Origin of the sequence: Microcoleus sp. B4-C1, from assembly GCF_036705285.1 — a bacterium.
Taxonomy (GTDB): Bacteria; Cyanobacteriota; Cyanobacteriia; order Cyanobacteriales; family Microcoleaceae; genus Microcoleus.
In genome coordinates this window covers 41,311-54,607 of record NZ_JAUBUC010000023.1, presented here as the reverse complement: position 1 = coordinate 54,607, position 13,297 = coordinate 41,311, and the positions used below count along the sequence as shown (strand labels likewise).

Here is a 13,297-nt window from a genome sequence, read left to right as displayed (position 1 = left end):
TTCTGGTTCAGATGATAAAACCCTAAAAGTCTGGGATTTAACAACTGGAAAGGAACAGTTTACTCTCAATGGTCACACCAGTTCGGTAAATGCAGTCGCCGTCACTGCTGATGGCAAGCGGGCGATTTCTGGTTCAGATGATAAAACCCTAAAAGTCTGGGATTTAACAACTGGAAAGGAACAGTTTACTCTCAATGGTCACAGCTACTTAGTAAAAGCAGTAGCCGTCACTGCTGATGGCAAGCGGGCGATTTCTGGTTCATATGATAACACCCTCAAAGTCTGGGATTTAACAACTGGAAATGGACAGTTTACTCTCAATGGTCATACCAGTTCGGTATATGCAGTAGCCGTCACTGCTGATGGCAAGCGGGCGATTTCTGGTTCAGATGACGAAACCCTCAAAGTCTGGGATTTAACAACTGGACACGAAGAGTTGACTCTGAATGGTCACAGCAGTTCGGTATATGCAGTAGCCGTCACTGCAGATGGCAAGCGGGCGATTTCTGGTTCGTGGGACAACACCCTCAAAGTCTGGGATTTAACAACTGGACACGAAGAGTTTACTCTGAATGGTCACAGCAGTTCGGTATATGCAGTAGCCGTCACTGCAGATGGCAAGCGGGCGATTTCTGGTTCGTGGGACAACACCCTCAAAGTCTGGGATTTAACAACTGGACACGAAGAGTTTACTCTGAATGGTCACAGCAGTTCGGTATATGCAGTAGCCGTCACTGCAGATGGCAAGCGGGCGATTTCTGCTTCATCGGATAAGACCATCACAGTCTGGGATTTAACAACTGGACACGAAGAGTTTACTATCAATGGTCACAGCAGTTCGGTAAATGCAGTAGCCGTCACTGCTGATGGCAAGCGGGCGATTTCTGGTTCGTGGGACAATACCCTCAAAGTCTGGGATTTAACAACTGGACACGAAGAGTTTACTCTCATAGGTCACAGCAGTTCGGTAAATGCAGTAGCCGTCACTGCTGATGGCAAGCGGGCGATTTCTGGTTCAGATCACACAACCATCAAAGTCTGGGATTTAACAACTGGAAAGGAACAGTTTACTCTCATAGGTCACAGAAACGCGGTAAAAGCAGTAGCCGTAACTGCTGATGGTAAGCGCGCGATTTCTGGTTCGTGGGACAACACCCTCAAAGTCTGGGATTTAACAACTCGAAAGGAACAGTTTACTCTCAATGGTCACACCAGTTCGGTATATGCAGTAGCCCTCACTGCGGATGGCAAGCGGGCGATTTCGGGTTCAGATGACAACACCCTCAAAGTCTGGGATTTAACAACTGGAAAGGAACAGTTTACTCTCAATGGTCACACCAGTTGGGTAAATGCAGTCGCCGTCACTGCTGATGGCAAGCGGGCGATTTCTGGTTCAGATGACAACACCATCAAAGTTTGGGATTTATCGAGTGGAAATGTCATTGCCAGTTTCATGGGTGATAGTTCGATCGCCTGTTGCGCCATTGCACCCGATGGACTCACTATTGTGGCAGGCGATGAATCCGATCGCGTATATTTCCTGCGGCTAGAAGGGGTGGAGGAACTAACATGAATTCCTTACCTCTGCCAACTCCCATCTCTACCGATGCTTACCCAAAAGAATTTCAGCAACTCCTGCGAGAAAAAACCGAGAATTTTGCAGGGCGCAAGTTTGTTTTTTCTGCCATTTCCGACTTTCTGGACTCCCACAGCCGCGGTTATTTCACAATAGTCGGCACTCCCGGCTGCGGCAAAAGTTCCATCCTCGCCCAATATGTCACCGCCCATCCTCGCAGTATCTATTACAACGCTGGAGTTGAAGGCAAAAATCGAGCTGAAGATTTTCTCGCTTCAGTCTGCACTCAACTGATTGACAAATACCTTGCCGCCAATCGGGAAACATCGGAAATTGTCAAGCTCAAATCTCAACTTCAAAATCTAGAATCCGATGATGGGAGTTGGTTTCTGTCTTTGTTGCTTCAGCAAATTAGCGATAAATTAGACTCTCGCCAAAAGTTGATAATTGTCATTGATTCCGTAGACGCGATCGCCCGCACGAGTCAGCCTCCCAGCACAAATCTGTTTTATCTGCCGAGATATTTGGGCGATCGTACTTATTTTATCCTCGCCCGCCGCCCGTTTTTGAGAGAGAAATCCGGTTTGTTAATTGAAACGCCCTCTCAAACTCTCGATTTAAGAGATTATCCCGCCCAAAATCGCGAAGATGCCCTGAACTACATTCAGCAATACCTATCAACCGCACCCGATTTAACTGCACCCGAATTCGGCCAACAACTCGCAACTGTCAGCGAAAACAATTTCATGTATCTGAGTCAGATGTTACCTGCCATTAACGAGAATTCACACCCCGATGCTAATCTGGGGGAGTCCTCACTTGTCTCTGAACTTCCTCCCGGTTTAGCAGCGTATTATCAAAACCACTGGCTGCGGATGAGAGGTGATGCTTTATCGGCGATCGAGTTGTCTGTGCTGAATGTTTTGGTAAAATCCATAACAGGTTTGTCTGTAAGTGCGATCGCCAATATAATTGATCAGGATGAATACGATGTTGAAAAAGCGTTAGACAATTGGATCGAGTTCTTAAATCAACAAAAAATTGGAGGAGAAATTTGCTATAGTTTGTATCATAATAGTTTCCGCGAATGGTTAGGCAAACAATCTATTTTAGAATCATTATGAGGACACGGCGCCGTGTCCATTGGAGTCAACAAACACGTTAAACCGATAGTCCGACAGGGGTTGAAACCCCTGCCTCAAAGCTGAAGTCCTCTAAAAGAGGACTAATGAATGAGTCAGTCCTCTTTTAGAGGACTTTCGCTATGAGACAGGGAATTCATTCCCTGGCGGGCTGGCGGGTAGGCGGGAGGACTAGCCGACGAAAAGCTTAAGTAATATCAATTCCGATGCCACCGAGTTTTATATTATATCAAAAACAATACAACAATGAAACGAGCAGTATTTCTTGACAGAGATGGCGTCCTCAATATCGAAGCTGGTTACATTCACAAAGTAGAAGATTTGCATTTAATCCCCGGAGTCGCCCAAGCTGTACGCCGTTTAAATGACAAACAAATATTTTGCTGTTTGGTTTCCAATCAATCCGGCCCGGCGAGAGATTATTATCCGGTTAGCCACGTAGAAGCTTTGCACAAACGCCTGTGTCAGTTATTAGAAAATGAAGCAAAAGCCAAGTTAGATGCTCTTTATTACTGTCCTTATTTAAGCGCAGCAGAAGGCGGAATAAACCCCGAATTTACGCGGTATACAACGTGGCGAAAACCAAATACAGGGATGTTGGTAGCAGCGGCTTGGGAATACGATTTGGATTTGCCGAATAGTTTTATGGTAGGAGATAAAGCGACTGATGTTGATATGGCTCACAATGCCGGCTGTACTGGCATTTTGGTGCAGACTGGTTACGGGGAAAGCGTGTTGAGCGGGGAGTATCAGCACCATACTAAACCTGATTTTATTGCAGCAAATTTAGCGGTAGCAGTGGAGTGGATTTTACAACAGTTTGATTAGTGTTTGTAGTGGCATTTAAGTTGTTTATCGTTGAGTCGAACAGGAAAGTGCTACGTAAGGAAGGGCGACGGTGAAGGTTGTACCAACGCCGATTTTGCTTTCGCAGGCGATCGCCCCTCCTTGCAATTCCACAGCTTTTTTAACAATTGTTAATCCCAAACCGTTACCTTTAATCTTTCCCGTATTCTTGCAGCGGTAAAACATTTCAAATATTTTCCCTACTTCAGTTTCTGGGATGCCGATACCTTCGTCTCGGATACGCATAATTAGTAAGGTAGAGCTAATATTTGTAAATTGGGAATTTGGAAACAAACACTGAGGAGACAAGCAGAAAATAGCTTCTTTGTCTCCCTCGCCTGCTAGACGGCATTCCAATTCCAAGGTGACTTGCCCGCCGTTGGGAGAATATTTGATGGCATTGACGATTAAGTTAGAAATAATGCCGTGCAGCAATTGTTGATCTAACATCGCGCTGGTAACATCTGACGGGATTAATGTTAGTTTGTGCTTGGCTTCATTTCCTAACTGCAATTGATCGAGCAAGTCTTGACAAAATTCGACTAAATTTATCGGTAATGGATTGCATTTGAGTTGGCCTGCTTCTGCTCGACCCATAAACAGCATATCATCGATTAGCTGGTTCATCTTTTGGGTAGCTGAGTGCACCAGCCGCAGGGTTCTAACTTGGGATTCGTCACTGCTGCGAGTTCGATCGAGAAGTTCCGCAGAGATTAAAATCGCGTTGAGGGGATTCCGCAATTCGTGAGCGGCCATTGAAATATACTGGTTTTGGCGGTGCGATTTTTCTTCCACCGACTCTCTGACTGCTTCCGCGGCTTTGAGAGATTCTCGCATCTTGGTTTCGATTTCGTGTCTGTGCAGGGCAATCTCGATCGCCACCCGCAAATCATTTTGTTGAAATGGTTTGATAATATAACCGAATGGATCTGTAAGTTTCGCTCTTTGCAGCGTTTGATCGTCGGCATAAGCTGTTAAAAATATTGTCGGCACATTCCTATTAGTTCGGATTTTCTCGGCTGCTGTTACCCCGTCCATGTCACCTTTAAGCACGATATCCATCAACACTAAGTCGGGCGGGTTTTCGATCGCTTTTTTAATTGCTTCTTCTCCTGAAGAAACTGTAGCTGTTACTACATATCCCAGTTTTTTTAATCGACCTGCTATGTCTTGGGCTACAATAACTTCGTCTTCTACAACCAAAATTTGTATAGGGTTCATTTTTTGTTAAATACGCTGCCGATAATTTAACTCTTGGAAAATCAGACTGTAGCAGGTTCCACGCTGACTGTCAATGGCAATACTCGCCTCTAATTGGTAAGCCAACATTTTTACTAATCGCAATCCTAATGTTTCAGTATTTTCCCAGTCAAAATTCGCCGTAAATCCGCGACCGTTATCTTGAATAGTTAAATGAAATTGGGAATTATTTATTTCATGAAAATTGATAGATATTTCACCAGCAAGACTTGAGATAAAGGCATATTTTAAAGAGTTAGAAACCAGTTCGTTAATAATTAAACCGCACGGAATTGCTGTTTCTATGTTTAAATAAATGGGGTCAACTTTGAGATTAAATTTGATTGAAGTGTTGCCGCAACCAAAAGATTGATACAAATTAGCAACCAAGTTTTCGACGTAGGGGGAGAGGGCGATGCGATCGAGATGTTCGGATTGATAAAGTTGCTCGTGAATCAGAGCCATTGAATGGATGCGGGTCTGGCTTTCTTCAAATAAAGTTAGCGTCGCTTCGTCTTCAATGTATTGAGCTTGAAGTTGCAGCAAGCTGGAAATTACCTGCATATTATTTTTGACTCGGTGGTGAATTTCTTTGAGCAATACTTCTTTTTCGCGGAGTGCTGCTTGGATGCGGGCATCGGTCAATTTGCGATCGCTGATATCTTCGCAAATACCGGCGATGCGGTAAATTTTACCCGATTCGTCGTAAATGGGAAAAGCTCGATCGCACACCCAGCGAATTGTGCCGTCTGGCAGAAAAATCCGATATTCGGTATTGGTGGACTCGCCCTGCAACACTCGCCCCATTGCCTCTTCCAACAGGATTTTATCTTCTGGATGCACCCACTCCATCATTTTTAATGGATCAGCATACAATTCTTCGCGACTGCGCCCCCAGATTTGTTCGTAAGCTGGACTCAGATACAATAAATCGGTGAATTCTGCAGACATTAGCCAGACGGAATCTTGGATATTTTCTGCTAGCTGGCGGAAGCGTTCTTCACTTTCACGAATGGTTTTTTCTGCCTGTTTGCTTTCACTTATATCTTCTGCAATGCCAACGATGCGGTAAACTTGACCAGCTTGATTTCTAATCGGAAAAGCCCGAGCGCGAATCCAGCGAATTTGGCCGTCAGATCTGAAAATTCGATATTCGATATCCTTTTCAGACTCCATTTGTTTCGTGAAGGTAGCAATAACGCGGTCGCGATCTTCTGGATGGAAAGACTCTGTAAAAAAGCGCCCGTAAGCATACAAATCAGCACAGCTTCTGCCCCATATTTTTGCATAAGCCGGACTAATATAAATAATTTCCTGGGGTTGAACGTTTACCATCCAAAACACGCTTTCAATGTTTTCTGCTAGCTGTCGGAACCTTTCTTCGCTCTCTTTCAGTGCTGCTTCGGTTTTTTTGCGATCGCTAATATCTTCTGTCACTACTACATTGTAAATTGCCCCACTCAGCGGTTCTTTGATTAGCGATACTGTAATATTTACCCAAACTACAGTGCCGTCTTTGTGCAGCAAGCGTTTTTCCATTTTAAAACTGTCAATTTTTCCGGCAAATAATTTCTTGTTTTGTTCTAAATCTGCATCTATATCTTCTGGGTAAGTAACGTCCATCCAAGTTCGCGACAGCAGTTCGCTCGCACTATATCCCACTATCTCGCAGAATTTTTGATTGACTCGCAAATAGCGGCCTGTTGCGTCAGGGTGCGTAATACCGACTGCCGCTTGTTCGACGGTTGCCCGAAAGCGTTCTTCGCTATCTCTGAGGGTTGCTTCTGCTTTTTTGCGATCGCTAATATCGCGCTGCACGCCAAAATAGCCCACGATTTTGCCGTGGGAATCGTAAATGCAAATATAGTCGCCTTCTATCCAAACTGGAACCCCGTCAAACGTGCGATTCTCATTTTCGATGTGGATTCTGCCAGCATCAAAAAATTCCCTGATTATCTCTCTGCCACCAGTCAAGTTGTGCGATAACAAAGAGTAAAGCGTGCGACCAATAAACTCTTCCCTAGTACCCCCGTATTGAGCTATCAAAGCATCATTTGCCTTCGTTACCCGCCCGTTAGTAAATACATAATCCAAAACTTTTTCTTTGTCAACTGTATCGTCCCAGTGCACTGGTTCGTCCAGCATCATAAATAAAAAACCATCTAAAGATTGAGAGAAAAACAATTCTAGCTGTTCCTGGCTTTCTCGCAAAGCTTCTTCTGCCTGCCAGCGATAGATAATTTCTTCCCGCAATTGAGTGTTAGCTGTTTTTAAGTCTTCTGTGCGCTTTTGATATTTAATTTTTAGCTGATTTTTGATTTCTTGCAGCGCTATTTCTGCCTGTTTTTTTTCGGTGATATCATGAGTAACTACCATGCCGGCAAAAATTTCTTCTCGGTCGTTTTTGACGGGAACAGTTGTTGTTAAATAAACGCGATCGCCGTATTTATATTCAAAAGTATTCTCTTTTCCTGCCAAAGCAGCGCGATATGTAGTCTCAAAAAGTTGCCAATCTTCAGGTGGCGATGCTTCCCACAATGTTTTGCCTTCCAACAGTTCTTTGGACAAACCAACTACTGCCAAACCTTGGCCGTCAACCAGAGTATAGCGCAAATCGCGATCGAACAAAAACACCGACCCATTGGGATAATGTTTGATGAGAGTTCGGTACATTTCCTGGCTTTTTTCCAGAGATGTGATTAACCCAATGCGATCGTCCTCGGTGATATCAAATTCTGTTGCCGAACCCGAAACGCCAGCATTCTCGACTGCTTTGAGTTGTGCTTCTAATTTCTGGCACAATTCTCTCTGCTGCTGCAAATCCTCTTCTAGTTGCCGAATTTTTGCTTTTTGCTCTGCTACTAATGCTTCGCAGGTTTCCAGAGGTCGATCGATCTTGGTAGGATCAATACACATAATGGCTGTATGTTTGGCAGTGGCGGACTTGAGCTTTTTCAAGCCCATACTAACAAAGCTCAAGCCTTTACTGCTAACTTAATTAATCAATCTTTCTTGACTTCTCCCCAAAGCCTTCTACTTTTCCTTTATTTAGGAACTCCCGCCGTCAAGACTTCATGACTTTCCAATGTCACCAAAACATCATCTTCAATTCTCACGCCAATACCGCGCCATTTTTCAGGAACCTCCGGCTGTCCTTCAACGGGTTTAATATAAGGAGAAATATAAATCCCCGGTTCCACCGTCAGCACTTGTCCTGCCTGCAAAACTTGCGGATTTTCGCCGTACTGATAAACGCCGACATCATGCACATCCAATCCCAGCCAATGACCAGTGCGGTGCATATAAAATGGCTTGTATTTCTCTTCTTTAATTATCTCTTCAATGTCGCCCACCAAAAGTTTTAAATCCATTAAACCTTCCACCAAAACGCGCACCGCTGTTTCATGAATTTTGCTGTAAGGATTTCCGGGATATACTTGACTAATTGCCTGCAATTGTGCTTGCAAAACTAAGTCATAAATTATCTGTTGTTCAGTTGTAAATTTGCCACTAACAGGAAAGGTACGAGTAATATCAGCGTTGTAGTAGTCGCAAGCACAACCGGCATCTATTAGCAACAAATCGTTTTCCTGCATTTGCCGGTTGTTTTCGATGTAGTGGAGGACGCAGGAATTGTAGCCGGATGCAACAATTGAAGGGTAAGCGGGAGTGCAGCCATTTAAGCCGAAAGTATGTTCTATTTCAGCTTGAATTTCATATTCGTATCTGCCCGGTTTAGCGAATTCTTGGGCGCGGTTGTGCGCTGCAACTGAGATATTAGCGGCTTTTCGCATTAATGCTAATTCAGTTTCGCTTTTCACCAGCCGCATTGGGTGTAAAATGATGTTGGAATCTTCGATTGCTGTCGGGCCTGTGCCACGTTTGGGATAGGTTGCCATCAAGCGCTGCCAGTGATTGAGGACTGTTTGGTCGAAACTACGATCGCGCCCGAAGTGATAGTATATGCGATCGGCTTTTTCTAAATATTTCGGCAATTTTTCCGCAAGTTCATTAATCGGGAAAGCTTCATCCGCGCCGTACAATTCCTTAGCGCCTTCTACTCCGGCGCGATAACCGTGCCAAGTTTCTTTTTCCAAGTCTTTTGGCTGCACAAACAACACAAATTTGTGTTCTTCGTGGTGCGGCGCGAGCACTGCTACCGCCGCAGGTTCGTTGAAACCGGTTAAGTAGAAAAAATCGCTATCTTGTCGGTAGGCATATTCTACATCGTTGTGCATGACGGCTGCGGGTGCGCTACGAAATATCGCCGTCCCGCTGCCAATTTTGGCCATTAATTGTTCGCGTCTTTGCCGATATTCGGTGGGGTTGGTCATCCGATTTTAGATTTTAGATTTTAGATTTTAGATTTTAGATTGATTGTAATATTAACACTCGGCGGTTGAAACGGCTAAGTTTACGGGCACACAGACTTGCACCTGCAAGGCAATGGTTGAAGATATAGGCGATCTGTTTTTTTTCTGGGTTACAGCACTTCTCAATCTTGGTGAGGTATGCCCTATGCCCTATGCCCGCTTATCAAGCGTACACCTCATATTACTGAGAAAGGCTATACTTATTTATTCTCTTGTTCTGCGATCGCCAATTTACAAGTATAGTCAACCAGCCGAGACAAAGATGAGTGGCCATCGACTAAAGTCCATTTCGGAGAGAAATTCGACCAATTTTCGCCATCTTGGCTAACTCTGACCGTTCTCAACTGTCGTTGCTGGCAGTCAACTTCCATTTGCGCCAACAATTTATCGTTACTAAACTGTTGAGTTACTAAAATAGTTCTGACTGGATAAGAGGGAGCACCGGGAATATCGGATTTGCTTAATTCAACGCTGCTGGAGTCGATGCAAATATCTACAAAACATCTTGATTTTTCGGCGCGGGCGCTCAAAGTATTGACACCAACAAAAATAAAAGCTGCTATAAAAAAAAATGACAAATTCTTAGTATGTAGGGCCAATGTAGTATTCATCTGCGTTAATTGGCGTTTAGGGGCGGTTTAATATTATTGACAGTTTAATAAAAAAGTAGGGACGTGGCAATAGTCTTGCGTCCCTACTTTTTAAAGACACGGCAATGCCGTGTCCCTAATGTTCAAACAACTATTAAAGTTGAGGAACGTATTGTTCTTTTTCAGGAACAAAAGTGTATTCAGAGACGATTAGGCGCAACTCTTCGCCGTCGATGGTTTCTTTTTCGATCAACAAATCGACTAAGCGATCGATCACAGTGCGATTTTCGCGAATAATTCGGCGGGCGTCGTCGTAGCAGTGATCGACAATCGATCGAACTTGTCCGTCAATCCGAGAAGCTATTTCTTCGGAATATTCCGATCGCGCTGTGTAGTCGCGGCCGAGGAAAATTTCGCTTTGCTGAGCTTCCAGGGCGATCGGGCCCAAGGTAGACATCCCATAGCGAGTCACCATTTGCCGCGCCATACCGCTGACTTGCTGCAAGTCGTTACCGGCACCGGTGGTTACTTCGGCATCGCCGAAAACTACTTCTTCGGCTGCGCGGCCACCCAAAGCACCGCTAATCCGGGCTAAAATTTGCGATCTTGAAATCAAACCTTGGTCTTCGCTGGGCATGAACCAAGTCAAGCCGCGGGCCTGTCCGCGAGGAACTAAGGTAACTTTTTGAACTGGATCGTGGGCTTGAATGATTGTACCGACGATCGCGTGGCCGATTTCGTGGTAAGCAATCAAGCGCTTGCTCTTGCTGTCCACCAAAGGAGTGCCTTCCATACCTGCTACCACGCGATCGACTGCATCGTCAACTTCGAGCATCGTAATCGCTTCTTTGCGGCGGCGGGCGGTTAAAATCGCAGCTTCGTTGAGCAAGTTAGCCAAATCAGCGCCGGTAAAACCAGGAGTGCGGCGGGCGATGGCGTCCAAAGAAATCTCTGGAGACAGCTTCTTGTTGCGCGCGTGAACTTCCAAAATTTCCAAGCGGCCTTTGATATCCGGCGTATCTACGCTAACTTGGCGGTCAAAACGTCCCGGACGCAGCAACGCTGAGTCGAGCACGTCGGGGCGGTTTGTGGCAGCAATGATAATAATGCCAGTATTGCCCTCAAAACCGTCCATTTCGGTCAGCAACTGGTTCAGGGTTTGTTCCCGTTCGTCGTTACCGCCGCCGATACCTGCGCCGCGCTGGCGGCCCACTGCATCGATTTCATCGATAAAGATAATGCAAGGAGCATTTTCTTTAGCTTTCTTGAACAAGTCCCGAACGCGGGAAGCGCCGACACCGACGAACATTTCGACAAATTCCGAACCGGAGATGCTGAAGAAAGGCACGCCGGCTTCGCCTGCGATCGCTTTTGCCAGCAGGGTTTTACCGGTTCCGGGAGGGCCCACTAGCAGCACGCCTTTGGGAATCTTCGCCCCGACTGCGGTGAAGCGTTCGGGTTTTTTGAGGAATGTCACCACTTCTTGAAGTTCTTCTTTGGCTTCCTCAACGCCTGCTACGTCGTCGAACAGTACGCCTGTTTTAGCTTCCATTTGAAAGCGAGCTTTGGATTTGCCAAAATTCATGGCTTGGCCAGGGCCCCCTGGCACGTTGCCACCGCGGCGGAAGAGGAAAAACAGCCCTCCTACTAACAACAGGGGAAATACTAGATTGCCTAAAAGTCCCCAGACAGCACCGTCGTTGCGTAGTGGGTGAGTGTCGAAGCTGATTTTGGAGTCTCTGAGCCTCGAAACCAGTTCCGGGGCATTTGAGGGCAAGTCTACCCGCCACCGCTGCTCGTGATTGTCCAGTTCGGGATCGACTGCTAGGACAATAGCCGTCCGACCTCCGTCGTAAAGGTCAACGCTGGTCACTCGACCGGCGTTTAAGTAATCTAAGAATCGACCGTAGCTCAGGCGGGTGCTGGCGGTATTCTTGCTCATTTCTGCGGGGGATGGCGCAAAGGCTCCCTGCCACAAGAAAAAGCCGATGACTAAGGCGGGTAAAGTCCAAAGTAGTATAGTTCGCCAAGAAATTTTCATAAATGAGGATGCCTTGAATTGGGGACAGATCGGGTAAGATCGCGGTGTGGGAGAAGTGCGACAAAAGTTTACACTCAGAATCTTAACTAAATTTAACTTAACAATGCACTCTCAGGCAACAGGCCGTATTGCCGCGATCGATCGAGAATACTCCTCGACCGAAACCATCCAGGGTACAAGCCCCCGGACCGCGCCCCCTGTTGTCCCCTCTAAAATCTAAAATCTAAAATCTAAAATCTAAAATCAATTAAGGGCGATCGTCCCGAATATAATGTTTGGTGCTGATTTCGATACCGATCTAGGTAGAGTTAGAAGAATCGCCGCAAAACCCACTGTCTTTAAGCGTGGCAGTGTCAAGGGATAAGGCATGATAATGGTGAGGCTCAGTGAGGTAACACATTTCAATGACAACTAGACAGCTTGTTCCTAATTCGGCTATGCTGACCCAGCAGACTAAAGTCGCTTCTAACAAATCGATTATTAGTGCTGATTTGGGTCGGACGGCAACTAAAGCTTGCGTGAGTCGCAACCCGAGTAGCGTTGTTTTCATCCCTGCCAACGTGGCTACTATGCCCGTGGAAAAGGTGCGGGGCGGCAGCTTTGAGTCCAAAGCAACAGACCCTCTGTTGGATATGTGGCTGGAGTACCAGGGCAAGGGCTACGCGATCGGTCAATTGGCAGCAGATTTTGGCGCTAATCTCGGTGGCGCTGACCAATCGAAAGTAGTAGATGCTTTGGTTAAGGTCTTTTCCTGTGCTGGATATTTCCAGATGAAAGGCGAAATAGCAGTTGTGCTGGGTTTGCCGTTTTATTCGCAGGATCAGTTTGAGAAGGAAAAGGAAGAGATTATCAGCCAACTGCGCTCTCCCCACGTTGTGGTGTACCGGGGCGAGCGGGTGGATATTAACATCAGTCACGTTTGGGTGATGCCGGAAGGGTTCGGCAGCCTGATTTGGTGCGAGGCTCAAGATAACAAGGAGTTTACGCCGGAGTTGCCGGAACTGTCGGTGGCTGTTGTAGATATCGGACACCAAACTACCGATTTGTTAATGGTCGATCGTTTCCGTTTCGCCCGGGCGGCTTCAAAGAGCGATTCCTTCGCAATGAACAAGTTCTACGAACAAGTTGCCTCAAAGATTCCGGGGGCAGACCCTCAATCTCTGTCTTTACTGGAAGCGGTGAATAAACCCGAAGGCCAGCGTTTCTACCGTCCCAGAGGAGCGACTAAGCCGACTAATTTAGATCCGATTATTAAGGATTTGCGAGAGGCTTTCGCTAACGAACTGTCCGAACGTTTGGTGCAGTGGTTGCCCGAACGTGTGACGGATGTGGTTCTGACTGGCGGTGGCGGCGAGTTTTTCTGGGAGGTTTTGCAACCTTTGCTTAAAGACGCCAATCTTAAGGCTCACTTGGCTCAGCCTTCCCGGAAAGCTAATGCTTTGGGACAGTTTATTTATGCTGAGGCTCAGCTAGCCACGATAAAGTAACGC

General features: G+C 46.0%; 9 protein-coding genes. 4 read left to right on the top strand and 5 right to left on the bottom strand.

Annotated elements, in window-relative coordinates; translation table 11 throughout:
* The 3 genes from QUB26_RS11910 to QUB26_RS11900 all read left to right on the top strand — a co-directional run.
* Positions 1-1,573: WD40 repeat domain-containing protein (locus QUB26_RS11910; protein WP_333318132.1), on the top strand; the 1,573-nt coding region annotated here is incomplete at its 5' end.
* Positions 1,570-2,700 carry an ATP-binding protein gene (locus QUB26_RS11905; protein WP_333318131.1) on the top strand — a complete coding sequence of 377 codons (1,131 nt, stop codon included), beginning with the start codon at positions 1,570-1,572 and terminating at the stop codon, positions 2,698-2,700. The genes QUB26_RS11910 and QUB26_RS11905, both read left to right, overlap by 4 nt.
* A gap of 264 nt (positions 2,701-2,964) precedes the next feature.
* The gene (locus QUB26_RS11900) at positions 2,965-3,546 is read left to right on the top strand and encodes an HAD family hydrolase (RefSeq protein ID WP_333246664.1); all 582 of its coding nucleotides are present in this window, start codon (positions 2,965-2,967) and stop codon (positions 3,544-3,546) included.
* Positions 3,547-3,570: 24 nt separating this feature from the next.
* On the opposite strand, the gene QUB26_RS11895 is transcribed toward QUB26_RS11900, so the two are convergent.
* The 5 genes from QUB26_RS11895 to ftsH2 form a co-directional block, all read right to left on the bottom strand.
* Positions 3,571-4,785, bottom strand: coding sequence for an ATP-binding protein (locus QUB26_RS11895; RefSeq protein WP_333240329.1), 1,215 nt, complete (start codon positions 4,783-4,785; stop codon positions 3,571-3,573).
* A 6-nt stretch (positions 4,786-4,791) separates the two neighbouring features.
* Positions 4,792-7,719: a PAS domain S-box protein gene (locus QUB26_RS11890; protein WP_333318127.1), complete on the bottom strand. Its 2,928-nt coding sequence runs from the start codon at positions 7,717-7,719 to the stop codon at positions 4,792-4,794.
* Between the two features lie 128 nt (positions 7,720-7,847).
* Entirely contained in the window at positions 7,848-9,137 is a 1,290-nt protein-coding gene (locus QUB26_RS11885) for an aminopeptidase P N-terminal domain-containing protein (RefSeq protein ID WP_333240334.1), read from the bottom strand.
* A gap of 239 nt (positions 9,138-9,376) precedes the next feature.
* Positions 9,377-9,787 (bottom strand): hypothetical protein, encoded by a 411-nt coding sequence (locus QUB26_RS11880; protein WP_333240336.1) that lies wholly within the window; start codon positions 9,785-9,787, stop codon positions 9,377-9,379.
* Positions 9,788-9,920: 133 nt separating this feature from the next.
* The gene (ftsH2, locus tag QUB26_RS11875; protein ID WP_333082514.1) at positions 9,921-11,807 is read right to left on the bottom strand and encodes an ATP-dependent zinc metalloprotease FtsH2; all 1,887 of its coding nucleotides are present in this window, start codon (positions 11,805-11,807) and stop codon (positions 9,921-9,923) included.
* Positions 11,808-12,211: 404 nt separating this feature from the next.
* On the opposite strand from ftsH2, the gene QUB26_RS11870 reads away from it, so the two are divergent.
* A complete protein-coding gene (locus tag QUB26_RS11870; RefSeq protein ID WP_333041971.1) occupies positions 12,212-13,294 on the top strand; it encodes a ParM/StbA family protein in 1,083 nt (360 codons plus the stop codon).
* Positions 13,295-13,297: the final 3 nt, after the last annotated feature.